Here is a 26,940-nt window from a genome sequence, read left to right on the forward strand (position 1 = left end):
AATGAAAAAAAATGTAACAGAGTTATACAACAAAATCGGCTACGAGTTTTCTGATCAAGGTTTACTTGAACAGGCAATGACACACCGTAGCCACAAAGGTCAACATAATGAGCGCTTAGAGTTTTTAGGCGACTCAATTTTGAGTTTTGTTATTGCCAATGCACTTTATGCCAAATTTCCAAAGGCACGAGAAGGCGACTTAAGCCGCATGCGTTCAACACTGGTACGTGGTCAAACACTTGCTGAGTTTGGTGTTGAATTTGGTTTAGGTGATTACTTACGTTTAGGTCCCGGTGAGCTAAAAAGTGGTGGGTTCCGCCGCGAATCAACACTTGCCGATGCAGTAGAAGCCATCATTGGTGCTGCGTTTTTAGATTCAGGTATTGAGCGATGCAGCGAGCTTATTTTATCGTGGTACGAATCACGCTTAGATGCTATTTCACCAGGGCTTAACCAAAAAGATCCGAAGACCCTGCTGCAAGAGCATCTACAAGGTCGCAAACTGCCTTTACCAGGTTACACTGTGGTTGATACAAAAGGCCAAGCGCACAATCAAACATTCACGGTTGAATGTATTGTTGATGGAATGGATAGCATAATTTCTGTTGGTAGCTCACGCCGTAAGGCTGAACAAAAAGCTGCTGAAAAAGCATTGAAGATAATTAAAAATGAATCTTGATACCCTAATACAACCTCATGAAGGCGATGTTGATACATTTTGTGGCATGATTGCCATTGTAGGACGTCCTAACGTAGGTAAATCGACTTTACTCAATGAGATTATTGAGCAAAAAGTAAGTATTACCTCTCGTAAGCCGCAAACAACGCGCCACCGTATTATGGGTATTCATACAGAAGGTAAGTATCAAGCTGTTTATGTTGATACGCCGGGACTTCACATAGAAGAAAAGCGCGCAATTAACCGTTTAATGAACCGTGCTGCATCTAGTTCAATTGGTGACGTAGAACTGATTATTTTTGTGGTTGAAGGAACGCACTGGACTGCTGATGATGAAATGGTACTAAATAAAGTATCGCAAAGCGGTAAACCAGTGATGTTGGTCATTAATAAAATTGACCAAGTAAAAGACCGTGATTTAGTGCTTCCTCATATGAAGTTATTAGGCGATAAGTTTGACTTTGTAAGCATTATGCCGGTTTCGGCAAAGCAAGGTAAAAATATCGACCTTATTAAAGATGAAGTAACAAAGCGTCTTCCGCCATGTGAGTTTTATTTTCCAGATGACTACGTAACCGATCGCTCGATGCGTTTTATGGCTGCCGAAGTGATCCGTGAAAAGCTAATGCGTTTTATGGGTGAAGAACTACCTTACTCGGTCACTGTTGAAATAGAACAGTTTAAATGGCAAGAAAACGGTGTTTGGCATATCAACGGGTTAATTTTAGTTGAACGTGAAACACAAAAGCGCATGGTTATTGGTAACAAAGGCGAAAAGCTAAAAGTGATTGGCCGTGAAGCTCGGAAAGATCTAGAAGAAATGCTCGATAATAAAGTATTTTTAGAGCTTTGGGTAAAGGTTAAATCTGGTTGGGCTGATGATGAACGTGCCCTTAGAAGCCTAGGCTACGGTGAAGACTAAGACAATAAGTAGCCTACTTTATGGATAGTGACTTCTATACCGCATATTTATTACACCGACGTCCTTATAGTGACTCACAAGTAATGCTTGATATGCTAGTAGAAGGAGTCGGTCAGCTTAGAATGATCGCAAGAATTAGTGGCCGCCAGGCCACTAAACACAAAGCGCAATTACAGCCTTTTCAACCTCTACTTGTTCACTACAGTGGTAAGTACGATTTAAAATACATTAATAAATTTGAGCTGCAAGGCGCACCGCTTTTTCTATCAGGTGATGAGCTTTATTGTGGTTTTTATTTAAACGAGTTAACAAACAGAATAGTGCCTGTTAATGAGCCAATAGAACAAGCTTATGAGCTTTATAAATCTCATTTAGAAAACTTAAACAGTGGTGCCGATTTGCAATCTGTTTTGCGTTCTTACGAATTTCAATTACTCGAATTATTGGGTTACGGTGTTGATTTTAGTTTTGATACCAATGGTGAGCCAATAGATGAAGCGCTTACGTATAGTTATTTTCCTGAGCTTGGGTTTGTTATTCAAGAAGATACCCGCTCAGGCTTTAGCGGTGAACAGCTCCAAGCAATAGCAAATCATGACTTTAGTCGAAAAGATGTGTTATATATGGCAAAACAGTTAAGTCGCTATTTACTAAAACCTTTACTAGGTAATAAGCCATTAAAAAGTCGTGAATTATTTACGGCCTCTCAATAAACGTAATTTTACAGGTAAAATAATGAAAGATATTCTTTTGGGTGTAAACGTTGATCATATTGCAACGCTTCGCCAAGCACGAGGCACAACTTATCCCGACCCAGCGCATGCAGCGAGCGTTGCTGAGCACGCCGGTGCAGATGGCATTACCATTCATTTACGTGAAGACCGCCGTCACATTCAAGATCGTGACGTATATGTAATGGCAAAAACAATTCAAACGCGTATGAACCTCGAAACAGCAGTAACTGATGAAATGATTGCTATTGCTCTTGAGGTAATGCCTGAGTATGTTTGTTTGGTACCAGAAAAACGTGAGGAATTAACTACAGAAGGCGGTTTAGACGTTGCGGGTAACATAGACAAAATAAAAGCGGCAACTAAAACCCTTACCGATGCAGGCATCAAAGTCTCATTATTCATTGACGCGGATACTGCACAATTAGATGCTGCAAAAGCCTGTGGCGCACCTTATGTAGAAATACACACCGGTGCTTACGCAGATGCTACAAACGATAGTGACTTAAGCAAAGAGCTTGAGCACATTCGTCAAGGTGTACAATACGCAGCAAGTTTAGGTCTAATTGTGAACGCAGGGCATGGTTTAAACTACCATAATGTAAAACCAATAGCCGCAATGCCAGAAATTTATGAGTTAAATATAGGCCACGCTATTATTGCGCGTGCCGCCATTGACGGCTTAGATAAAGCAGTACGAGATATGAAGCGCTTGATGCTTGAAGCGCGTGTTTAATAGCAAACTTTACTTTTAAGACGAAGCTGACACTAGCTGATTTTGAGTCAGTATTCAAAAATAAAAAAGACGCGATTACGATGCGTCTTTTTTATTTTTACCATTCATTTTTGCGTCAACCAATAGGTTTTCAAGCTCATCTTGTAGCTCAAAAAGTTCAGGCTCTATATTTTCGAGCACGCACTCATTTTTAAGTGAAGTTTCAATAGTTTCAGCTAACGATTTTAATTTTGGTACACCAGTGTAGCAGCACGCACCATGGAATTTATGCACAATGCTGAGTACTTGTTCACAATCTTCATCATCAATAGCTTTAGTAAGTAAATTCAGCGTTTCTGGTACGCTTAAAAGCAGCATATTTAGCATCTCAAGCGCCAATTCGTTTTTTCCACCAGCCCGTTGTAATGCGAGCGGCCAATCTATTCGGCTACTCTCAAAAGGCGCTGGGCTTTGGGGTATTTCATTTTTGCTTTTGTCACGGTTTATTGGCGTTTGCGGGCTGTGGTCGCTAATAATTTGTTTAAGCGTATCTTCGTCAATAGGTTTGGTTAAATACCCTTTAAAGCCATCTTTCAGTAGTTGTTCTTTTTCGCTATGCAATGCATGTGCGGTTACCGCAATAATAGGCGTGTCTTCATTAAGCGACGACTCTTGAATAAGTTTACACGCGGTTATGCCGTCCATTATTGGCATTTGAATGTCCATAAAAATAACATCGTACTTATGGCTTTTACTTAAACTATAAGCCTGTGAACCATTATGAGCGGTATCAATGACCTCAACTTGCTCATCAAGCAGTGTACATATCAGTTTTAAATTAGCGTCGTTATCATCAACAACTAACACTTTGAGTGGCAATAACTTTTGTTCGCTTTGCTCTATATTATGGACAGGGTGATCGAGCCTATATGGCGCAGCAAGCACCTCGCATAGCTTACGATGATTAAGCGGCTTACTTAAACAGGCATCTGCACCGCTGCCAATAAACGCCTCACGCATATTATGTGAAACGGTATTAAGCATTAAATATAAATAATCGGTCGAGTCTCTTACTGTTTTTACATAGCCTTTTAACAATTGCATGTGATCAACCGATGCCATGTGGCCAATTAAACAAATATCAAATTTAGTTTGGGTATTTTCTATGGCTGACAAAAAGCTGGCTTCGTTAAAGCATGGCGTTACGTTTGCTTGCCACTCTGTCAACAACGACAGTACTGCATGATGCGTATGCTCGTGTGGCTCTAAGTATAAAATACGTTTACCAATGAGTGATTTACTTGGCAGATCATTGGTAAATATGTGATTAGGGAGTCTAAAAACGCTATTAAATGTAAAGCATGTTCCGTTACCAGGCGCTGAGTTTAACGATATGCGCCCATTCATCGCTTCAACAATATGTTTGGTGATAATAAGGCCGAGGCCGGTACCCCCAAATTTACGCGTAATGCTCGAATCTGCTTGGCCAAAAGGAGTAAACAATGAATCTTGTTTATCCATTGGTATACCCACACCAGTGTCTGTTACCGACACTAAAACAGAGGCACTTTCTTCATCAAGTAAGCGGTAGCTAATATCTACTTTTATAGAACCTTGTTCGGTAAATTTAATTGCGTTACTTAGTAAATTAATAAGTACTTGTTTAAAGCGAGTGGGATCCCCGGTTAAATCGTCAGGGACTTGCGGGTTTATATAAATAGAGAGCTCAAGCTGTTTTTCATGGGCGCTTGGAGCAAGCAGTGTCATGACTTCGTTTACAGCATCGCGCAATTGAAATTGAATAGACTCAAGTTCCATCGCACCAGCTTCTAGTTTAGAAAAATCTAAAATATCGCTGATAATGGTCATTAAGCTATTAGCCGACAACATGATTGTATCGAGGTAATCTTTTTGGTGCTTGTTCAGTGGTGTTTTATAAAGCTGGCGAGTAAACCCCATTACACCATTGAGTGGCGTACGTAACTCGTGACTCATTTTTGCTAAAAAGTCAGACTTAACACGGTTAGCATCCTGCGCTTCTTTTTTTGCCATTGTGAGCTGAATATTCTGCGTTTCATACTGTTCAAGCGTTTCACGGTAATCACTGGTTGCTTGGTCAATATTTTTTTGCATTTCGTCTTTTTGCATCACCATGGTATCGGCTATCGTGTTTAGCCCTTCACGAAGAATATCAAATTCACCTAACATGGTATCGGTAAGGCCTGTACTTCTTTTTCCTTCAACGAGCTTGTCGGTTGCAAGTACTAACTTATTCAAAGGGGTCATAAACATACGGCTAAGTTTAAATGCCATAATTGCCGCCAATACCAAAGATAAAATAATAACAATGCCACTAACGAGTAAGGCGCGTTGTTGACCAATCACGGCTTTATCTTTGTTTAGCTGTAAAATAACCGTGCCCAATGTTGTTTGAAAAGCAGAAGAATCCCACTGAGTGTTAGGGGAAGAGTGCCCAATAATGGGGGTATAAAACGTGATGATATCTTTTGAGGACTCTATTTTAGTGACTTTAAGTGATTCAAGAGACGTTTGATTAATTAATTCATCAAATGAGCGGTGGTAATTACTCGTCATCAACAGCTCGTTGTTAGTGTCAAATATAGCAATTGATTTAATAGACGGTGAGTGGCGATTATGTGTAAAACTGATTAAACGATTAAGTAATACTTTATTTTTATCAAGAAGTGGCTGCTCTAGGGCAATAGCTAAGGGCTCTGAAATAGTTGCACCTTGTTGATATAAAATTTCATCAAGCTCAATGTAACGATTTACTGTAAAATAACCACCAAGCAGCAATCCAATGATCACCGTAGGGATCAGGGTCAAAGTTAAAACAGAATCACGTAAGCCTAATTTGGTCATAGTGGGAGCATTATTATCATTATTAGTATGTTTTGAGTATATACGTTTCGATGCTTATTCTCAAAGCTTCCCCTAGGTGTGATTAGTAACGAGTTTTAACCTAAATAAATGTAAGGTAATGCCACATGGCACAAATTTTTAAAGCGAAAAAAAAACCTCTTCAACAAAAGTCAGTGGTGCTCGATATAACAAATATGGATCACCAAGGCCGTGGCATAGCAAAATATAACAATAAAGTATGCTTTGTTGCAGGTGCATTACCAGGTGAGCAAGTAAAAGCAACGCTTGTTGATGATAAAGCGCGTTACAGTAGTGCTGTTACACACAAAGTGATTAAAGAAAGTAAAGCAAGAGTCGCGCCTTTTTGTGAGCATTATAATCACTGTGGTGGCTGTCAATTACAGCACTTAGATGTGAATCAACAAGTAGTTGAAAAGCAAACCGCGGTTGAGCAGCTTTTCGAAAAATTTGCCAAGCAAGCAAATTTAAACTGGCAAACTCCATTATTAAGTAAACCAACACATTATAGGCGAAGTGCACGAATAGCGGTTATGTTTGATAAGGCTGCTAAAAAAATGCGTATAGGTTACAGAGCGAGCGCTTCTAAAAATGTTGTTAGTATCAATAAGTGTGCAGTTTTGACTGATGCCTATGAAGCTGTTTTTACACTTTTTGATGAATTAATTAATCACAATAAGTCATTACACAGTATAAGCCACCTGCAATTATGCCAAAGTGAAACGCATAACTTTGTGGTTATTCGTCACACTAAAGCAATTAATGATGAAGTAAAGGCAGTGGTTAAAAACGCCTGTATGCCTTACAAATACTCAGTTATTTGGCAAAGCGAAAGCGAAGTAATTGACCACGCTAATATTACTATGCCCTATTATTACTTGGATGAATTTAAACTAAAATTTGAGTTCGGTTTAGGTAATTTTATTCAAGTTAATGCGCAAGTTAATCAAGCTATGTTAAAACAATCGGTAGATTGGCTTGGTTTAAGTGGCGATGAAAATATATTAGATTTATTTTGTGGTATTGGTAACTTTTCGCTCGTGCTGGCAAAACAAGCAAAAACGGTAATTGGTATAGAAGGGGTTGCTTCTGCGGTTGCAATGGCCGCGCAAAATGCGCAAACTAACTCTATCAGTAATGCGCAGTTTCATTGTTATGATTTAACGCAAAAAATACAAAATGCGCAATGGTTTAATAAAAACCTAGATGTGTTGGTACTAGACCCTTCACGTACTGGTGCAATGGCTATATTAGAGCAATTACCTTTAAAGCAATTTAAAACAATTTTATACGTCTCTTGTGACCCTGTTACCTTAGCCCGTGACAGCGCTATTATTTTGCAAGCAGGCTTTGAGCTCAACAAAATTGGGCTAATGAATATGTTCCCTCATACTGGGCATATTGAAACTATGGCGTTATTTCAACGGAGGTAAAGCGCATTATGGTAGCGACACGTCAATCACATCAACAAGATGAAACGGGTGATCTTTTTACACGGTTAAAAGCACTCGACCTGTCTACAGAAAAGATTCAGTTGCTTAATAAGGCGCAAGCGCTTTGTGTTAAAAGTGATAACCAAGCTTGGCAAAATACAGCCATCGAAATGGTAGAAATTTTAGTCGAGCTAAACCTTGATGCCGAATCGTTAGCCACGGCCTACTTAACGCCTTATTTTTTAAATGACGTTGTGTCCCTTGAAACCGTTCAAGAGCAGCTCGGTAGTAATATATCGTTGCTGTTAACGGGCGTTTCTCAAATGGCGACTATCAGTACTTTGTCGCATCAAGGCAAAGGCACTGTTCAAGTTGATAATATTCGTAAAATGTTATTAACCATGGTTGAAGATGTGCGGGCTGTGGTAATAAAGCTTGCCGAGCAGGTTTGTCATTTACGAAACGTGAAAGACGCCGGTGAAGAGGAGCGGGTTATTGCCGCCAAAGAAACCGCGGATATTTTTGCTCCTTTAGCAAACCGACTTGGAATTGGCCAATTAAAGTGGGAGCTTGAAGATTTATCGTTTAGGTATTTACGCCCAGATACTTACAAAAAAATAGCCAAGCAACTTGATGATAAACGACTTGCCCGCGAAGCCTACATGGAAGACATGGTAGAGCAAGTTAAAAGCCGTTTAAGTGAAGCAGGTATAGAAGCTGATGTATATGGCCGGCCTAAGCATATTTACAGTATTTACAAAAAAATGGCGCAAAAAAACTACGAGTTTGATCAACTTTTTGATATTCGTGCCATGCGTATTGTGGTTGACCGCTTGCAAGATTGCTACGGTGCGCTGGGTATAGTGCATACCAACTGGCGCCATTTAAATAAAGAATTTGATGATTATGTTGCAACGCCTAAGCAAAATGGTTACCAGTCAATTCATACCGTTGTTTTTGGCCCTGAGGGTAAAACCGTAGAAATACAAATTCGTACACAAGACATGCATCAAGATGCAGAACTAGGCGTAGCTGCTCATTGGATGTACAAAGAAGGGGCCTTACCCGGACGTGGTTCGGGTTACGAGCAAAAAATTAGCTGGCTACGTAAATTACTGCAATGGCAAGAAGAAGTAGTTGATGGCGGCGATTTAGCTGAAGAGCTAAAAAACCAAGTTGTTGAAGACCGAGTGTATGTATTCACCCCGCGTGGCGATATTTTTGACCTACCATTAGGGGCCACGCCGCTCGATTTTGCGTACTACATCCATTCTAATGTGGGACACCGTTGTATTGGCGCAAAAGTATTTGGCAAAATAGTGCCGTTTACGCATCAATTAACGACGGGCGATCAGGTCGAAATTCTCACACAAAAGCAGGCTAACCCGAGTAGAGATTGGTTAAATCCGTCATTGGGCTACATTAAATCGTCTCGTGCGCGGGCCAAAATACACCATTGGTTCAAGCAACTTGATCGTGATAAAAATTTAAGTGCGGGTAAAGAAATTCTTGATAATGAGCTACAAAAGCTTGATTTAACATACAAAGATTTAGCTCCAGCAATTAAGCGATTTAACTTTAAAGAGCTTGATGACTTAATGGTTGCGATAGGGGCGGGGGATGTGCGCCTTAACCAAATGCTTAATTTTGTTACTGACCGCACAGAAGACGAACCCGTTATTCGTTTTAAAGCACCAAGCAAAGTAACGGGCGATAAAAACGGCATAGTGGTTGATGGCGTGGGCAGTTTAATGAGTCATGTAGCTAAATGTTGCCGACCAGTGCCCGGCGATGAAATTATTGGTTATATTACGCAAGGCCGTGGTATCGGCGTTCACCGTGATGATTGTGATGCATTTAATAACTTGAAAAAACAGCATCCAGAGCGTGTTGTAGAAGTTAGCTGGTCTGAAGATATAAATGGATCATACGCGCTTAGTATAAAAATTGAAGCAAGCGACAGATCTGGACTCATTCGCGATATAAGTTCTGTACTTGCTAACGAAAAAGTAAACGTAATTAATATGAACGTTAATACTGTGGGTGCTGACCAGTTAGCGGTATTTACCATGCAAATAGAAGTACACGATTTATCGGGTACAAACCGAGTGCTCTCTAAATTGCACCAAATTGAAGGTGTTCACCACGCTAAGCGAGGGCAGTAGCTTTGGCTAACCATTCAGCATTAACAGAACTTTTGAGTATTATGCAAACACTCAGAGATCCCAATGGCGGCTGCCCGTGGGATCTTAAACAAGACTTTAAATCAATTGTGCCGCATACACTTGAAGAAGCCTATGAAGTTGCCGACTGCATCGAATCGGGTAATTTAAATGAGCTTAAAAATGAGCTTGGTGACTTACTGTTTCAAATTGTGTTTTATGCCCAATTAGCGCAAGAACAAAGCTTGTTTGATTTTAACGATGTAATAGAACAATTAAATGCAAAGTTAACACGTCGTCATCCTCATGTTTTTGGCGACAAAAAAGCGCTCAATGATGAGCAATTATCACTGCAGTGGCAAGCTATTAAAGCCCAGGAGCGAAGCGAAAAAGCATTAACCAATACATCATTGTTGTGGCAAGATATTCCAGCAAATATGCCAAGTCTTAGCAAGGCTAAAAAAATTCAACAGCGAGTAGCTTCAATGGGTTTTGACTGGCCGACTTATCATGGTGCGCTTGATAAAGTAAGCGAAGAAGTACTTGAAGTTAAAGAAGCAATAACGCACGATCCTTTATCGGATCACACAGCAGAAGAACTTGGCGATTTACTATTTGCCACCGTTAATGTGGCTCGCCACGTCAAACGTGACCCAGAGCAGCTCCTCAGAAATGCAAACGATAAGTTTTCTGCCCGATTTGAAAAGGTACAAGCATATTTGCAAGCGCAAGGTAAAAGCCTAGAGACAGCAAGCCTTGAAGAAATGGATAATGCGTGGGAAGCAATTAAAAAACATAAATAAAATAGCGCACGTTTTTTAATCGCCCATTCGCTAATTTTAGCTGGATTGCTAAAGCGTGTTTTGGTACAATTTCGCCCCGTCTTGATGATATGCCCATAGCCACTTTTTTGGGTGTTATATTCCTTTTAATTCCTGATATTCTAGGGTTCGCATGAGTACAAAATTTATCTTCGTTACTGGCGGGGTTGTTTCTTCGTTGGGTAAAGGTATTGCAGCAGCATCGTTGGCGGCTATTTTAGAAGCCCGTGGCTTAAATGTTACTATTTTAAAGCTGGATCCTTACATCAACGTTGACCCAGGCACAATGAGCCCAATTCAACACGGTGAAGTATACGTTACAGAAGACGGCGCAGAGACTGATCTTGATCTAGGTCACTACGAACGTTTTATTCGCACCAAAATGACTAGCCGAAATAACTTCACGCAAGGCCGCGTATATGAAGACGTATTACGTCGCGAGCGTCGTGGTGAATACCTAGGCGCCACTATTCAGGTTATTCCTCATATCACTAACGATATTAAACAGCGTGTTTACGAAGGCGCTGAGGGGCACGATATTGCCATTGTTGAAATTGGTGGCACGGTAGGTGATATTGAATCACAACCGTTTATTGAAGCAATTCGTCAAATGGGCACAGAGATCGGTCGCGAACGCGCACTCTTTATTCACCTAACGTTAGTGCCTTTCTTAGGCCCTGCGGGCGAAGTGAAAACAAAACCAACACAGCACTCAGTTAAAGAGCTTCGTTCTGTTGGTATTCAGCCAGATATTCTTATTTGTCGCTCAGATCGTAAGTTACCTAATAACGAGCGTGCAAAAATTGCATTGTTTACTAATGTTGAAGAAAAAGCGGTAATTTCACTACCCGATGTAGACAGTATTTACAAAATTCCAGCATTGTTAAAATCACAAGAGCTAGACAATTTTGTATGTCGTCGTTTTCACTTAGACGCGCCTGAAGCTGACTTAGTTGAGTGGGAACAAGTACTATACCAAGAGTCTAACCCTACGGGCGAAGTGACCATTGGTATGGTTGGTAAATACATTGAATTACCCGATGCGTATAAGTCGGTTAACGAAGCATTAAAACATGCGGGTCTTAAAAACCGTTTAACAATCAACATCGAATATGTAGATTCACAAGACCTAGAAAGCAAAGGCGTAGAATTACTTTCTCACCTTGATGCTATTTTAGTTCCAGGCGGTTTTGGTGGTCGTGGTGTTGAAGGTAAAATTTTAGCAGCTAAATACGCTCGTGAAAATAAAGTGCCTTACTTAGGCATTTGTTTAGGTATGCAAGTAGCGCTTATTGAGTATGCACGTAATGTAGCAGGCTTAGCTGATGCAAACTCTACTGAGTTTAATGCCAAATCAGCAGCGCCGGTTGTTGGCTTAATCACCGAGTGGTTAGACGCCGAAGGCAAAGTAGAAGTTCGTGACGAAAAATCGGATCTTGGTGGCACAATGCGTTTAGGCGCACAAAAATGTTACTTAACACCAGGCTCTAAAGTGCACGAAGTTTACGGTAGCGACGAAATTGTAGAACGCCACCGCCATCGTTACGAAGTAAATAACAACTTTGTAGAGCAGCTAGAAAAAGCGGGTTTAACATTCTCTGGTTTATCTGAAGATAAAAAACTGGTAGAAATTATTGAAAACAAAGATCACCCTTGGTTTATTGCCGCGCAGTTCCACCCGGAATTCACGTCAACACCACGTGATGGTCATCCGCTATTTGAAGGGTTTGTAGCAGCAGCGCATATCCACCAAAAAGCGTCATCGTAACTTATAAAAAGCCGTGCATGTATTGTACGGCTTTTTTGTTTTTAAGACTGACTAAGCTATATCAAACATAGTAAAGTTAACAAAACTCACCATTTTGGGAATATAGAGGAAACAAGATGTCAAATATCGTAAAAGTAATTGGTCGCGAAATCATGGACTCGCGTGGTAACCCAACTGTTGAAGCAGACGTACATTTAGCTGATGGTTCTTGGGGTCGTGCGGCAGCACCTTCAGGCGCATCTACTGGTACTCGCGAAGCATTAGAGTTACGTGATGGTGACAAAGCACGTTACTTAGGTAAAGGCGTATTGAACGCGGTTGGTTACATCAATAAAGAAATTGCTGATGCGTTAGCTGGCCAAGATGCACTTAACCAAAGTGCAGTTGATAAAGTAATGCTAGATTTAGACGGCACTGAAAACAAAGAAAAATTAGGTGCAAATGCAATCTTAGCAGTATCACTAGCGACAGCTAAAGCCGCAGCTCAGTCTAAAAAAGTAGAACTATACGAGCACATTGCTGATTTAAACGGCACACCGGGTGTTTATTCTATGCCACTGCCAATGATGAACATCATCAATGGTGGTGAACACGCAGATAACTCTGTAGATATTCAAGAGTTTATGATCCAACCTGTTGGCGCTGCAAACTTCCGCGAAGGCCTACGTATGGGCGCAGAGGTTTTCCACAGCCTTGCAAAAGTACTTAAAGCAGACGGCCACTCAACAGCTGTTGGCGATGAAGGTGGCTTTGCGCCAAACCTTGCATCTAACGAAGCGGCACTTGCAGCAATTAAAGTTGCGGTAGCAAACGCAGGTTACGAGCTAGGTAAAGATATTACTTTAGCGATGGATTGTGCAGCCTCTGAGTTTTACGACAAAGAAGCAAACATTTACGACCTTAAGGGTGAAGGCAAAAAATTCACGTCTGAAGAATTTAACTTCTTCTTGCAAGAGCTTACTCAGCAATACCCAATTGTGTCTATTGAAGATGGCTTAGATGAGTCTGATTGGGATGGCTTTGCTCACCAAACTAAATTAATGGGCGATAAAATCCAATTAGTAGGTGATGATTTATTCGTAACTAACACTAAGATTTTAAAGCGTGGTATCGACAACGGTATTGCTAACTCAATCTTAATTAAGTTTAACCAAATCGGTTCACTAACTGAAACGTTAGCGGCTATTAAAATGGCGAAAGACGCTGGTTTTACTGTTGTTATCTCTCACCGTTCAGGTGAAACAGAAGATGCAACAATTGCTGATTTAGCAGTAGGTACTGCTGCGGGCCAAATTAAAACAGGTTCATTAAGTCGTTCTGACCGTGTAGCTAAGTACAACCAATTGCTTCGTATTGAAGAGCAATTAGGCGCTAAAGCACCGTACAATGGTTTAAAAGAAGTTAAAGGTCAGTAATTCTTTTTTAGAAACTGATTTTAAATTTTAAGCTATAAAATCCTCGCCAATGCGGGGATTTTTTATATTGCTTGTAGTTTTTTTTTGTTAGTATGAGCTTCAATTTACAGGGAATTGTAGTGCTAAAACGTTTCATTTTTTCTGCAGCGCTTTCCTTATCAATGCATATACAACTTAATGGCTATAATTAAAATGGATATTCATGTCAACGATTACAGTTACTTAATAGTAATATTGCCTATAGCGTTAACAATGGCTTATTTATTAAAAAAAGCGACATCAAAAACAAACATTAAGCATGATGTTATGCTTAATTTTATTTTAACGATGTTATTTTTTCCTGCAGGGTTTGTACATTTTATTTGGTGTATTTATACATCAATTAAAAAGCGGGATCGCAACGCTCAATAATTCGAATTGAGGGGGTAACTCCCCTTTTTAGGAGTTTTAAATAATGTATTTTCACTCATCTTTTTATTACATTCTCGTTTTACCATTTTTGCTTATTTTTTCAGGCTTGATTTTTTTTCTAAATAAAAATTCTAATACTAAAAGTAGTATAGGTTTGAGTTTGGTTTTGACATTTGTGAATATTCTTTTAGGTCTATTTCATTTGTTTTACGTTATTAACAAAGTGCTCAACGAAGTCCCTGATAATAAACTGCTCACAAAGTGAATTGCTGCTTTAAAATGTCACCTGTAAAACAGGTTTTTAGATAAAAGCCACGGGGCAGGGTTTTTATTATTTGCCCGTTTGGGCCAATAGCATCGGTCACAATTTTGCTATTCGCGGCTTTTGGACGAATTTGCATTGCATCGCCTAAATGGCCTGATATTTCATCAACCCTACCAAGCGCAATCAACTCCATTTGTTCTTCCCAATCTCGCTGTAGTTTTGCATCTTGCTCGGGCGTGGGTTGCCATAAAAAGCCGCTGCCTATGGTTCTATTAAACGGTGCGATATCACGCTCGCTTAAAACTGGAAGCCATAAAACATGGTTAAGCTTTTTACGAACCGCACTAGTGTGCCATGTCATGCCGGTTACATTTATTAGTGGCGTTACAGATACAAAGGTGGTTTCAAGAGGTTTGCCTTTATAAGAAATAGGCAGCGTTTTAAGTTCAATACCCAAATCTTCAAAGTCGGGGAGGGGTTTAGAACCCGCGGTTGCACCTAATACGTATTCAATTAATTGCCCCGTCCAGCCTTTTTCTCTTAATAAGTCGTCAGGGGTTTTAAAGTTATATTGTTCAGCAAGCTGCCCAAGCGTAAGGCCAGCAATACTGTTTACACGTTGAGTAAGATCATTAATTGAAAGTGGTTTAGTTGGGCGCATAATATTAATTTTAGTTGAATAAATACCACTGCCATGATAGCAAAACAGCTAAGCCGTGGATATCTTTAGGTTTGTGTGTTTTTTGTTCGCTGTTGTGGTGTGTTAATTTTGTACATAGTTAAAATTATGGATAACTCGTTAAGTTACTGACTAACTTGGTTTTTTTTAGTTTGTAAGTTTTGTTCGTATTGGTCGTTTTAAAAGTTAATGGGATAAATACAACTATATGAACATGTTTATCCACAGAATCTGTGGAGAACAACACGTTTTAGATCTTATATTGTGGATTTGTTTGCAAAATGAACGTGTTTTTTAAAAGTTATGCACAAACTGTGAGTAACTAGAGTAAAACAATAACTGCAATAGCTTTTGCACATTTTTTTAAAATTTATTGATCTCATCTGTATGTTTTATCTACTGGGTTAAAGCATAAACGTCATTCACCCGTAGGCTTGTCTATAATAGTGTTTGCCGTATTGCGACTAATGTGGAACAATCATTAAAAATCGACTTACAAATGAGGCACTAAGGTGATTGATGCCGAAGGTTTTCGTGCCAATGTCGGAATTGTAATTTGCAATAATCAGGGACAAGTATTTTGGGCCAGACGCTACGGTCAGCACTCTTGGCAATTTCCCCAAGGCGGTGTTGATGATGGTGAAACACCAGAACAAACTATGTACCGTGAATTACACGAAGAGGTCGGACTGCGACCAGAAGATGTAGAAATTGTCGCAAGTTCAAAACATTGGTTACGCTATAAATTACCCAAACGATTAATTCGTCGCGACTCAAGTCCGGTGTGTATTGGGCAAAAACAAAAATGGTTTTTACTGAAACTTCGTTGTAAAGATGAAGATGTAAACTTACTTAAAACTCATCACCCAGAGTTTGATGATTGGCGTTGGGTGAGTTACTGGTACCCTGTTAGGCAGGTTGTGTCGTTTAAACGGGATGTTTACCGACGTGTAATGAAGGAGTTTGCTCCTTTTGCTATGCCCTTTAATAAAAGAGAACACCATAAAGACCATTGGCGAAGTAAAAGGTAATAACTTTATAATAAAATAAAGGAGCAGGACATGCTGGCAACACTAAGATCTATTGCTGAGTCTGTATCGCAACAAGCGAATTTAGACACTGCTTTAGTGTGCTTTGTGCAAATGGTGAAAGACGCCATGAAAACCCAGTGCTGCTCTATTTATTTTGCCGACTACAGCCAAGACAATTTTGTATTAATGGCTACCGAAGGGTTAAACCCTGATGCGGTAGGCAAGTTTAGAATTGGCTTTACAGAAGGTTTAGTGGGGTTAGTTGCCCAACGCGAAGAACCCATTAATATAGCTTTTGCTAAATCGCATCCGCGCTTTAAGCTCTCTCCTGAGGTAAACGAAGAAGGCTATAATGCTTTTTTATCGGTACCTGTGGTTCATCAAAAAAAAGTACTGGGCGTTATTGTTGTTCAACAAAAAATGGCCCGTGTATTTAGCCAAGATGAAGAGTCGTTTTTAATAACGCTTTCTGCTCAACTTGCTTCACAATTGGCTCATGCCGAAATTAAAGAAGTACTTCGTCAAGACGAGTCATCTCATCAAACCTCTGTTTTAAAGGGTGTATCTAGTGCGCCGGGTATAGGTATAGGTACCGCATTTGTACTTTTACCAAAACTTGACTTTAAATCAATTGAGCTCCAAAAAAATAGTGATGTGACTGAGCAGCGTCGCCTGTTTACGCAAGCAGTGGCGGCTACACGTAAAGAGTTTAATACGCTTTCGATGACGTTGAGTGACTCTATTCCTCAAGAGGCATTAGCCGTATTTGATGTGTATCAACAGTTATTAGATGCTAAAAGTTTAGGTCACAATGTAGAGGTTCAGTTACTCGAGGGATGGTGTGCAAAAAGCGCACTTAAAATTGTGATTGAGCGTCTAATTTCGCAATTTAATGCGATGCAAGACCCATACATAAAAGAGCGTGCTGTTGATGTGAAAGACATTGGTTTACGCGTATTACATCACTTAGTTAACACTGAACACGCAGTAAAAGATTATCCAGCAGATACCATATTAATTGCAAATACATTAACCCCCGCGATGCTTGCTGAAGTACCAAAAGGGCATTTAGCAGGCGTTGTTAGTGTTAATGGTTCTGCCAATAGTCATGCATCTATTTTAACTCGCGCAATGGGGATCCCCGCTATTTGGGGGATAGAAGATTTACCATTACTTCAATTTGATGGTAAACCAATGATATTAGATGCGTTTGCAGGGCGTTTGTATATCTCACCCTCGCAAATGTTATTAGACGAGTACGCAGACTTACAACATCAAGATAACCTGTTAAATAATCGTTTTTTAGCAGAGCAAGAGTACGAGTCTATTACCTTAGATGGCGAACACGTCAGTTTATTGTTAAACGCAGGGCTAGAATTAAAAACAGACCAAAACAACGCACATGTGTGTGACGGCGTCGGTTTATACCGTACTGAAGCGTGGTTTATGCAAAAAGGCCAGTTTCCTTCTCAGTTAGAGCAAGAAAATTGGTATCGAGAAGTGCTCACCAGTTATTACCCAAACCCCGTCGTAATGCGTACGCTCGACATTGGCGGCGATAAAGTGCTCGACTACTTTAATATAACCGAAGAAAACCCATTTTTAGGTTGGCGTGGTATACGTATTAGCCTTGATCATCCCGAGTTATTTTTAGACCAACTCAAAGCAATGCTTAAGGCAAATATCGGTTTAGGCAATTTAAAAATAATGTTGCCGATGATCAGCGGCACAGAAGAAGTAGATGAAGCATTGGGGTTATTTGAACAAGCTTACTTTGAACTAAACGAAAACTTCCCTGAGCAGCAAATAGATCGCCCCGATATTGGTATTATGCTTGAGGTGCCTTCCAGTGTGTTTATGTTACCTGAATGGTCTAAAAAGGTAGATTTTTGTTCAGTAGGCAGTAACGATTTAACACAATATTTATTGGCGGTAGATAGAGCCAACGCGCGTGTTGCTGAGCTTTTTAATCCTTACCACCCCGGGGTGCTTAGGGTTTTAAGTAAAATAGCCGATGAGTGTGAAAATTATGAATTACCCTTCAGCTTATGTGGTGAACTAGGGGGGGACCCGGAGGGAGCCATATTGCTAATAGCCATGGGATATAGACGACTGAGTATGAACTTATCGTCTTTAAATAAAGTGAAATGGGTGCTTAGGCGTTTAAGCGTTGCCGACATGGAACAGTTATTAAGCGAGTGCTTAGCACAATCAACAGCTAAACAAGTTTTGCGTTTAACGCGTAATTTTATGCTAGAGCACAATTTAGGTGACCTATTTTATACCCCAAAGTAAAAGGTGCTTACTTAATTAATTTTAATACGCAGATGCTATTCGTTTTATAATCCTTTACCATATAAGCCTTCAAAAGGCATTTGAGATAACTATGTATGACTTAGGTTTGTTGGTCGCATGTTGCGCACTACTGGGCTGTATTGTCGGTTTTTTAGCAGGATTATTAGGTATTGGCGGTGGGTTAATAATTGTGCCTGCACTGAGCACATTGCTGATTTTATTTAATGTTACATCTGCAGAACATGTTGTGGTTATTTCGATTGCGACCTCTTTGGCCTCTATTTTATTTACTTCTACGTCTTCAGCATTGGCTCATCATAAAAATGATAATGTGCCTTGGCATGTTGCACCTTGGGTTATGACAGGTGTAGCAATAGGGGCTTTAATTAGTGGGTTTGCAGCAAGCTTAATACCAGAGCAGTTACTACGCAGTGTATTTGCAGTGAGTGTTGTATTTATTGCAGCCAGAATGGCGCTATCATCACGTAATAAACCCTCATCCACTAAGTCGCTCCCACCAGGGCCTATTTTAGGGTGTATTTCCGCTATTATGGGCGGTTTATCAGGGTTGATTGGGATTGGTGGTGGAGCGTTAATTGTACCTATGCTCAATTACTTCTCCATTGATATAAGAAAAGCCATTGGGTGTGCTGCCGTCTCGGGCATTGTAATCGCTTTATTTGGCTCTATTGGCTACATTAGTGCGGGTTGGAAGGTGACCGACTTAGCACATGGTTTTGCAGGGTTTGTATATTTACCTGCGTTATTTGGTATTGTTATTACATCGTGGTTTGTGGCGCCTTACGGGGCTAAAGCAACTCATTATTTACCTGTTAATACAATAAAGAAAGTTTTCGCGGTACTGCTTGTTGTTATCGCAATTAAAATGGTTTTTAGCTAAAGGTTTATTTTTATGGCACTTGAGTTTCCTCAAATCGATCCAATTATTTTTTCGATTGGACCACTGAGCGTACGTTGGTACGGATTGATGTATTTAATTGGTTTTGCATTTGCGATGTGGTTTGCAAATCGTCAAGCGGCAAAGCCTAATTCTGGCTGGACCAAAGAGCAGGTAAGCGATCTATTATTTTATGGCATGCTAGGGGTAATACTTGGTGGTCGTATCGGCTATGTATTGTTTTACCAATTTAGTTATTTTTTAGAAAATCCGCTGTATTTATTCCGCATCGATCAGGGCGGCATGTCGTTTCATGGTGGTACGCTGGGTGTAATTACAGCCGTTGCCATTTTTTCGTGGACACGTAAAAAGTCACTTCTACAAGTTGGCGATTTTGTAGCGCCACTAGTGCCAGTGGGATTATTAGCAGGGCGTATAGGTAACTTTATAAATGGCGAATTATGGGGGCGTGTATCAGACGTTCCTTGGGCTATGGTATTTCCAACCGGTGGGCCGCTTGCTCGCCACCCGTCGCAGTTATACGAAGCTTTTTTTGAAGGGCTTGTTTTATTTTTAATTATGCTATGGTTTATTAAAAAACCACGCCCAGCTGGCAGTGTTGGCGGCGTATTTTTACTAGGTTACGGGGTGTTTAGGTTTGGTATTGAATACTTCCGCCAACCAGACGCGCAACTAGGCTTATTTGCCGACTTTATCTCTATGGGTCAAATACTGTCACTCCCTATGATTATAGGTGGTTTAGGTTTATTAATTTGGGCATATAAAAACCCGCAGCAAGTAACAGTAGCAAAGGCATAATAGAAGCATGAAACAATATTTAAAATTATGTCAGCGTATCGTTGACGAAGGTCAATGGGTAGAAAACAAACGCACAGGCACACGTTGCTTAACCGTTATAAACGCCGATTTAGAGTACGATGTAGCAAACAATCAGTTTCCTATGATCACCACGCGTAAAAGTTACTATAAAGCGGCCATTGCAGAGTTGCTTGGCTATTTACGAGGCTACGATAGTGCAGAGCAGTTTCGTAATATTGGCTGTAAAACATGGGATGCTAATGCCAACGATAACCAAGCCTGGCTTAATAATCCAAACCGTAAAGGTGAGGATGACATGGGGCGCGTTTACGGTGTTCAAGGGCGAGGTTGGCAACGCCCTGATGGTTCAACACTCGATCAGCTAGCAAAAGTAATTAACAATTTAAAAAATGGCATTGATGATCGCGGCGAAATAATTACGTTTTATAACCCAGGTGAATTTGAACTGGGTTGTTTAAGACCTTGTATGCATACACATACGTTTTCACTATTAGGTGATACGCTTTACTTAACATCTTATCAGCGTAGTTGTGATGTCCCGCTGGGGCTAAACTTTAATCAAATTCAATGCTTTGTGTTGCTTGCTCTGGTCGCTCAAATTACCGGCCATAAACCGGGTAAGGCATATCATAAAATAGCTAATGCTCATATTTACGAAAATCAGCTCGAGTTAATGCGCGATGTACAGCTTAAACGCGAACCATTTGAATCGCCCAAGCTTACAATTAACCCAAAGATTAAGTCACTAGAAGACATAGAAACCTGGGTTACCCGAGACGACTTTGAAGTAACCGGCTATCAATGCCACGACGCAATTCAATATCCATTTTCAGTATAATAACCGATTAAGGAAAACAACATGAAAGCAGTGATCCCAGTAGCGGGCCTTGGTACACGCATGCTACCAGCCACTAAAGCAATTCCTAAAGAGATGCTTCCTGTAGTAGACCGTCCTTTAATACAATATGTAGTTAACGAAGCGGTATGTGCAGGTATAAAAGAAATTGTACTTGTAACGCACTCAAGTAAAAACTCTATCGAAAACCATTTTGATACCAGCTTTGAATTAGAGGCAACGCTTGAAAAGCGTGTTAAGCGGCAATTACTTGCCGAAGTACAAGCCATTTGCCCTAAAGACGTAACAATAATTCACGTACGCCAAGGTGAAGCAAAAGGGCTAGGCCATGCCATTAACTGTGCAGCCCCAATTATTGGTAACGAACCATTTGTGGTTATTTTACCCGATGTGATCATAGACGACGTTGAAAGCGATCTTAAAAAAGACAACCTCGCCGAGATGATCGCTCATTTTGAACAAACAAAACACAGCCAGATAATGGTAGAGCCTGTACCAATGCAGGAAGTTGATAAGTTTGGAGTAGTGGATTTAGGTGGCACCGAAATAGCGCAAGGTGAAAGCTCGCCTATTGTTAGCATGGTAGAAAAGCCACCGGTTGACGAGGCACCTTCAAACCTAGCCGTGGTTGGGCGTTATGTGTTGAGTGAAAATATTTGGCCGCTACTTGCAAAAACTCCACAGGGTGCTGGCGATGAAATTCAGCTTACCGATGCTATTGCCATGCTTATGCAAAGTGAAAAAGTAGATGCGTACGCAATGAAAGGCCGAAGCCACGATTGTGGTAGTAAAATTGGTTATTTAAAAGCAACCATTGAGTTTGCACTTCGTCGTGATGAATTTGCCGATGAGCTAAAAACATTTATTAAAACACTCATATAACCGTTTACATTAAATCAGCAAAAGGCGCCTAATTTGGCGCCTTTTTTATTGTTTTTTGCATAATTTGTTTTTTTAATGTAAAAATTAGAATAGTTTTGATTACTTTACAGACATAATGTAATTTATGTTGTAATGTTTATTTTAAGTGGCATTAAAATTGTATTGAAAAGTGTTCTCATGGAGGAGTCAAAAAAACATAAGCCTATTGAATTAAATACGTTTATGTACATAAAGGGCTAGGGTATGGCTCGAAAACTTAAAGTAAGGTTAAACGCTTTCTAAAGAGGATGTTTAACTGAAATGTAAGTGTGATTACACTGCTTTCAGGACAGCGAATAAATGTTAATAAATAATAAAAACATAACAGGATTACTTTTAAGCCTGCTAATACTGCTATTTGGTACAGCATGCTCGATTACACCTGAAATAAAATCAGTCCCCACACCTGAAAAGCAAACCAATTCGCCCGAGTATGTACCTATTACTGCATTAGAGCTTGCTCAGTTAAAAGATGCAGCATTGCAATGGCAGCAAGCCAGAGCAGGTATAGAGCGTATTTTAAAGCTAGAAAAAGAAATTACCTACCTTGTTAATCACATAGATATTATTAATAGTAAAGCAATAGCTCAGTCTAATCAGCCTACAAGCAACTCGTACAGCACGCGAACAATTCACAATCAGCAAGCTGCAAGGTCACGTAGCCAAAATGTTAACCAATACAGAAACAAAAAGCAGACAGTTAAGCTTAATACAACAAGGCATATTTTTGCTTTGCAAGTAGCATCGGTTGATTCAGAAAAAGACATAGCAAAAGCGTGGAAAGAGCTAAATACTAAAGCCGCACCTTTATTCAGAAAAAAAATACTAACCAATGTTGAAACCGCAAAAATAAATAAAAAAACGTTTTATAGGCTTAAATTAGGGTCTTACCAAAACCTAAAAAATGCCAAAGCAGACTGTGAAGTATTTAAAGTATACAAGCTCGACTGCATAGTCAGTAACTACACAGATAAACCAGTAAAGCTGTAGTTAAAATAGAAACTTGCTAAAAAATTATTTATCCATAAAATACCTCACCATAGTCAAAAGGATGGTAGGTAAAAAGTATGGTTATTAAAAAGGAATTTATTAATACATTTTTTTGTATTGGGTTTGTGTTGTACCTAACTGCGTGCAGTTCACCAAAAATAGTACAACCAAGTTTAGCGACATCAAATACCGTTCTTATTTCAAATACTGACTTACAAGCACTTAAGCAATCGGCTAAAGAGTGGAAAACAGTTGAGCCCAAAGTTAACGATTTGCTTGAACTAGAAGGCCAGCTTTCAAAGCTGACGACTCGCTTAAAAGCCATTGACGAAATCAATGTGGCCCAGGAAAACACCGCTTTAACACCCCCTGCAACAGAAAGTATTTTAAAAAGTGATCAGGCTTTTTTTGCTATTCAGGTAGCAGCATTTGATAGTGAAGCTAAATTAAATACCGAACTGGCTAATTTAAAACGTAAAATACCTGCGTTTTTTAACACTAATTTAGCGGTCAATATTGAAACTAAAGTAATAAAAACCAATACATTTTATCGCTTAAAGTTAGGCGCATATAAAACAAGTAAACAGGCAACAACCGATTGCGAAGCATTAAAACAGCAAAAAGTGAGTTGTTTTGTCACCTATTACACGCAGCAAAAACCACAAACAACCCTCTAGGCATAATAATTGCTTAGTCTCTTGTATGATCACAAGAGGATGGCAACTATGCGCCTTTTACTACCCTTATTATTAATTAACTTGGCTGGGTGCAGTTTAATTCCTGAACCCGAGCCGAGTGTGAGCACGTATGCCCCAAAAGCAGCGATGGCGCCTTTTACAGTAAGTGACTACGTGCACAACTTAACTGTGCAATTAAGTCATTTAAAGGGCCCATTAAGCATCAATACTCGCATAGGGGTTAGTAGCTTTTACTTTGCAGATGCGCTCGATTCTAAGCTAATGACGCAACAAGCGTCGGGCTTAAGCCAACAAATACAAGAAAGTATACTCACTAAAATGACGCAAATGGGTTATCACACGGTCGAATACCGCTTAGCTAATAATCTACACTTATCTCATAACGCCGATAGTGCGTTAACGCGTAATTTAGAACAGCTACGAGAACGCCAAAATATTGACCTTATAATTACAGGCACCGTCACACGCCAACAGCATGCATACATTGTCAATGCGCGCATGGTTAACATTAGCAACAAACAAGTTTTATCTGCTGGCAGTACCGAGATCCCAATCAATGTAATGTGGGGTAATGAAAAAATTCAGCAGCGCGATGGTTTACTTTATCGCAGTGAATATTAACGAGGAGCACACAATGAGAAACTTATTAATCACGCTATGTTTGCCATTAGGGTTTGGCTGTTCGCAAATAACGAACACAACTAGCACCGACTCAGCGGTTGCGCAAAGTAACCAAGCACCGCTGCTGGCTTCAAGCCAACGTAAAGTAAGTGCTCCGGTGAATCATGATAATGTGTTTCAGTCGGGGTTAGCTCAGCAAACCAACTACACTAAATCGACGCCGCCAATGCATAAAAATATAAACCATTATGTACGCGGAATAATGCAAGACATGGTCGAAAACTTACAATACGTTAATGACAAAACACCGCTAGCGGTATCAAGCTTTGTATTTTTAGACGACGATTACAGTAATGGCAGTTTATTAGGGAATCAAATTGCAGAAAGCTTTATGCACGAGCTCCATAATTTTGGTGTACCGGTCATTGATTTTAAAACCACCGATTATGTTCGTGTAACGCAAACCGGCGACTTTGTATTTAGCCGCGACTACCTAGAGCTCGACCCAGAGCAAAACTTTCAATACGTATTGGCTGGCACATTAGTAAGCCATCAAGGCGGAGTTTTAGTAAATGCACGAATTGTTGGCTTAACCAGTAAGGCTGTTGTTGGTTCGGCACAAGGGTTTTTACCCCAATCAGTGATTGATGCATTAAATGGCAACTACCGTACCGATGGCATTATGCTAAAACAAGCGAGTGAGTGAGGTGAGTATGGGCTTTACATTAAACACCAATTTACACACGCTTTTGCTAGTAGGGCTAGTCGTTGCTCTATCTGGTTGCTCGCTAACACACCACCATGTACATGATTCAAATACACACACAGCAACGCAAGCAAGTAACGACTACATGCTAAATGGTGATTACGATGCACAAACACACAAGCAAACTGTGCAGCTAGACAATGATTACGATGCGTCAAAACCTTTTAAGCCCCTAAAGCACCATAAAACGCTTGTTAATTACGTAGAGCAAATGGCATTAGACTTAGTTGACACACTCGAGTACGACGCAGAGGCCGATACACAGGTTAATATTGCTGTTAGCACATTGGTAAACCTTGACTCGTCACTCAATAAAAGTAACCAGTTGGGTAACCAAATATCAGAAACACTAATACATCAGCTACAAAAGTTTGGTTACAGTGTGGTTGATTTTAAAACCACCAATACAATAGACGTAAACAGACGTGGTGACTTTGTGTTTTCTCGAAATATTAAAAAGCTAAGTGAAGAGCACATGGCAAGCCATGTATTAGCAGGCACTTTAATTTACAGACAAAATGGCGTAGTGATAAATACACGCGTTATAAATGTTAACACCAAACAGATTGTGGCCAGCAGCCGAGAGCTTATTCCGCATTATGTGCTAAGCAAAGAAGACATATATTTATCAAGTAATTAACTCAAATTCCTATTGATTTAAACCTTGATATTGAAAATCAGATGCCGTTATAATTTAACTCTAGCACACCGCTGTGGCCTCTTAGTTAAATGGATATAACGGCCCCCTCCTAAGGGGCAGTTGCAAGTTCGATTCTTGCAGGGGCTACCAATAAAATCAATGGGTTACATTTTTTCTTTTCTTTAAGTTCTATATTGCGTTCACGTAGCACTACAAGTTTCAATCGCAATTATAATTGCCTAGGCGTCTTTAACCGATCCTTAAACGTTTGAGAATACTGCAAATTTTCAAATAAATCAGTTTATTAACATTATAATTTACGCTACATGTTTTTGTTAAACTTAATCTGTAAGTTGTTGATACTCAATATTCGAAATGTAAAAAGCACTTTTTAATACTTGTATTGCTTCATTTTGAAGAGGGTCGGAGTTGTTATTAGCAACATTTAATAACTGTTCTTTTAGTGATTGTGTAGGAGTTATTAGCCCGCTTTGTAGGCCTTGCAAAATAGTGTGACGCGTCTCTAAGTCTTGGTTTAAATTTATATATTCATATGCAAAGCTTTCACGCTCTCGAGGATTGCTAAACCTCAACCAATGACTAACTATAATATCTTGGCTTAATGAACCGTTGATCTCTAATAGTGCATTTAAGTGTGACAAAATTTGTTCTCTTTCATAGTCGTTAACTACGTAAGGTTTTATTAGATTTAGTGCGTCTAACGACACACTTGCTGATTGTGCAGTGCTTGTTGCAATGTTAACTAATGCGCTATGAATTTCAGGATTCTCCACGGTACGCTCCATATTAGACGCTAACAATAAAAATTGAGTAGTTGATTGGGCATCATCAAATTGGCTCATCTGAATTGCGTTAGTTAGTAGTGCTTTGCTGCCCATTTTTTCTGGTAGTTCGTGCAAAATAGAAATTAAATAATGAAATTCTTGAGATTCAAAATCTAGTGTATGCATGTGCTCAAGTAGTTCGTCTAATGTTGAGGGGGATCTTGAAAGCAGGCGTTTAAATTCTGTAATGGTACTATTAGTATCAGCATTGTTTGAGTTTTGTTTTTCATATGCACTTAGAACTTCATTAAACATCGTGACTAAATCATCGCTTTGGTTAACTTGGCTGCTAAAAGAAGTTTGCTGATTATTTTTTCCATGGCTTGGTGAAGTAAAACTAAGAGTTGGATTTGAGTTGATTGCTATAACGTTGTTTTTGTATGTTGTATCTGCACGTTGATGTTCAAAGTTCGTGGGACTTTTTGAGCTTAAAGGGGGGATTTCTGTGTTTGCAAAACTAATGTATGCTGTATAAAAACCACAGCCAAAAGCAATTACTATTAAGATGAGTAGGGTAATCAGCCTTTGTAATTTCATAAAGCGTCTCGTTTATTTACTTGTTGCATTCTTGCTACCTAAGCCTGTCTTTTAATTATAAAGTTAGCGCTATGGAGGCTAACTTTATAATTGTCTGTTT

The 26,940-nt window shown here is 39.7% G+C and carries 23 protein-coding genes and 1 tRNA gene; 21 read left to right on the forward strand and 3 right to left on the reverse strand.

Translation table 11 applies throughout. The features are described from left to right. The first annotated feature begins 1 nt into the window (after position 1). From rnc to pdxJ, 4 genes are read left to right on the forward strand one after another with little or no spacing between them, the layout of a single operon-like run. The gene (gene rnc, locus AC27I2_RS02590; protein ID WP_006794149.1) at positions 2–679 is read left to right on the forward strand and encodes a ribonuclease III; all 678 of its coding nucleotides are present in this window, start codon (positions 2–4) and stop codon (positions 677–679) included. Continuing rightward, positions 669–1,601, forward strand: a complete 933-nt coding sequence (gene era, locus AC27I2_RS02595; protein ID WP_058402986.1) for a GTPase Era — start codon at positions 669–671, stop codon at positions 1,599–1,601. The genes rnc and era overlap by 11 nt, the downstream gene beginning before the upstream one ends. Before the next feature lie 20 nt (positions 1,602–1,621). Beyond that, positions 1,622–2,314 (forward strand): DNA repair protein RecO, encoded by a 693-nt coding sequence (recO, locus tag AC27I2_RS02600; protein ID WP_487203433.1) that lies wholly within the window; start codon positions 1,622–1,624, stop codon positions 2,312–2,314. 22 nt (positions 2,315–2,336) lie between these two features. Then, entirely contained in the window at positions 2,337–3,068 is a 732-nt protein-coding gene (gene pdxJ, locus AC27I2_RS02605; RefSeq protein WP_138528814.1) for a pyridoxine 5'-phosphate synthase, read from the forward strand. A 75-nt stretch (positions 3,069–3,143) separates the two neighbouring features. Here the strand turns inward: pdxJ and barA are convergent, their stop codons facing one another. Continuing rightward, entirely contained in the window at positions 3,144–5,930 is a 2,787-nt protein-coding gene (gene barA, locus AC27I2_RS02610; RefSeq protein WP_487203434.1) for a two-component sensor histidine kinase BarA, read from the reverse strand. Positions 5,931–6,055: 125 nt separating this feature from the next. On the opposite strand from barA, the gene rlmD reads away from it, so the two are divergent. The 5 genes from rlmD (at position 6,056) to eno (ending at position 13,547) form a co-directional block, all read left to right on the forward strand. Beyond that, positions 6,056–7,381 carry a 23S rRNA (uracil(1939)-C(5))-methyltransferase RlmD gene (gene rlmD, locus AC27I2_RS02615; protein WP_487203435.1) on the forward strand — a complete coding sequence of 442 codons (1,326 nt, stop codon included), beginning with the start codon at positions 6,056–6,058 and terminating at the stop codon, positions 7,379–7,381. Positions 7,382–7,389: 8 nt separating this feature from the next. Then, positions 7,390–9,546: a GTP diphosphokinase gene (gene relA, locus AC27I2_RS02620; protein WP_219421586.1), complete on the forward strand. Its 2,157-nt coding sequence runs from the start codon at positions 7,390–7,392 to the stop codon at positions 9,544–9,546. 2 nt (positions 9,547–9,548) lie between these two features. Next, a complete protein-coding gene (gene mazG, locus AC27I2_RS02625) occupies positions 9,549–10,346 on the forward strand; it encodes a nucleoside triphosphate pyrophosphohydrolase (protein ID WP_487203436.1) in 798 nt (265 codons plus the stop codon). Positions 10,347–10,497: 151 nt separating this feature from the next. Continuing rightward, positions 10,498–12,132 (forward strand): CTP synthase, encoded by a 1,635-nt coding sequence (pyrG, locus tag AC27I2_RS02630; RefSeq protein WP_219421589.1) that lies wholly within the window; start codon positions 10,498–10,500, stop codon positions 12,130–12,132. A 116-nt stretch (positions 12,133–12,248) separates the two neighbouring features. Beyond that, complete coding sequence (gene eno / locus AC27I2_RS02635; protein ID WP_138528803.1) at positions 12,249–13,547, forward strand: phosphopyruvate hydratase; 1,299 nt, start codon at positions 12,249–12,251, stop codon at positions 13,545–13,547. Between the two features lie 665 nt (positions 13,548–14,212). Here the strand turns inward: eno and mutH are convergent. Beyond that, positions 14,213–14,884, reverse strand: coding sequence for a DNA mismatch repair endonuclease MutH (gene mutH, locus AC27I2_RS02640; RefSeq protein ID WP_058402977.1), 672 nt, complete (start codon positions 14,882–14,884; stop codon positions 14,213–14,215). Positions 14,885–15,414: 530 nt separating this feature from the next. Between mutH and rppH the strand changes: the two genes are divergently transcribed. The 12 genes from rppH (at position 15,415) to AC27I2_RS02700 (ending at position 25,608) form a co-directional block, all read left to right on the forward strand. After that, positions 15,415–15,933: an RNA pyrophosphohydrolase gene (rppH, locus tag AC27I2_RS02645; protein ID WP_058402976.1), complete on the forward strand. Its 519-nt coding sequence runs from the start codon at positions 15,415–15,417 to the stop codon at positions 15,931–15,933. Positions 15,934–15,963: 30 nt separating this feature from the next. After that, positions 15,964–18,228 carry a phosphoenolpyruvate--protein phosphotransferase gene (gene ptsP, locus AC27I2_RS02650; RefSeq protein WP_487203437.1) on the forward strand — a complete coding sequence of 755 codons (2,265 nt, stop codon included), beginning with the start codon at positions 15,964–15,966 and terminating at the stop codon, positions 18,226–18,228. 91 nt (positions 18,229–18,319) lie between these two features. Continuing rightward, a complete protein-coding gene (locus AC27I2_RS02655; RefSeq protein ID WP_058550923.1) occupies positions 18,320–19,129 on the forward strand; it encodes a sulfite exporter TauE/SafE family protein in 810 nt (269 codons plus the stop codon). 12 nt (positions 19,130–19,141) lie between these two features. Continuing rightward, positions 19,142–19,945: a prolipoprotein diacylglyceryl transferase gene (lgt, locus tag AC27I2_RS02660; RefSeq protein WP_219421595.1), complete on the forward strand. Its 804-nt coding sequence runs from the start codon at positions 19,142–19,144 to the stop codon at positions 19,943–19,945. 7 nt (positions 19,946–19,952) lie between these two features. Continuing rightward, positions 19,953–20,804 (forward strand): thymidylate synthase, encoded by an 852-nt coding sequence (locus tag AC27I2_RS02665; RefSeq protein ID WP_138528794.1) that lies wholly within the window; start codon positions 19,953–19,955, stop codon positions 20,802–20,804. A 21-nt stretch (positions 20,805–20,825) separates the two neighbouring features. Next, entirely contained in the window at positions 20,826–21,704 is an 879-nt protein-coding gene (gene galU, locus AC27I2_RS02670) for a UTP--glucose-1-phosphate uridylyltransferase GalU (RefSeq protein WP_487203438.1), read from the forward strand. A gap of 339 nt (positions 21,705–22,043) precedes the next feature. After that, entirely contained in the window at positions 22,044–22,733 is a 690-nt protein-coding gene (locus tag AC27I2_RS02675; RefSeq protein WP_487203439.1) for an SPOR domain-containing protein, read from the forward strand. A 77-nt stretch (positions 22,734–22,810) separates the two neighbouring features. Further along, a complete protein-coding gene (locus AC27I2_RS02680) occupies positions 22,811–23,410 on the forward strand; it encodes an SPOR domain-containing protein (protein WP_487203440.1) in 600 nt (199 codons plus the stop codon). Between the two features lie 48 nt (positions 23,411–23,458). Next, a complete protein-coding gene (locus AC27I2_RS02685) occupies positions 23,459–24,052 on the forward strand; it encodes a FlgO family outer membrane protein (RefSeq protein ID WP_487203441.1) in 594 nt (197 codons plus the stop codon). A 13-nt stretch (positions 24,053–24,065) separates the two neighbouring features. Continuing rightward, positions 24,066–24,758, forward strand: a complete 693-nt coding sequence (locus tag AC27I2_RS02690; protein ID WP_487203442.1) for a FlgO family outer membrane protein — start codon at positions 24,066–24,068, stop codon at positions 24,756–24,758. A gap of 7 nt (positions 24,759–24,765) precedes the next feature. After that, the gene (locus tag AC27I2_RS02695) at positions 24,766–25,458 is read left to right on the forward strand and encodes a FlgO family outer membrane protein (RefSeq protein ID WP_487203443.1); all 693 of its coding nucleotides are present in this window, start codon (positions 24,766–24,768) and stop codon (positions 25,456–25,458) included. Positions 25,459–25,533: 75 nt separating this feature from the next. Then, a tRNA-Arg gene (locus tag AC27I2_RS02700) sits at positions 25,534–25,608 on the forward strand. Positions 25,609–25,799: 191 nt separating this feature from the next. Here AC27I2_RS02700 and AC27I2_RS02705 read toward each other — a convergent pair. Further along, positions 25,800–26,840, reverse strand: coding sequence for a hypothetical protein (locus tag AC27I2_RS02705; protein WP_487203444.1), 1,041 nt, complete (start codon positions 26,838–26,840; stop codon positions 25,800–25,802). Positions 26,841–26,940 lie beyond the last annotated feature (100 nt).

It is taken from the genome of Pseudoalteromonas sp. NH0006-46 (assembly GCF_057547735.1).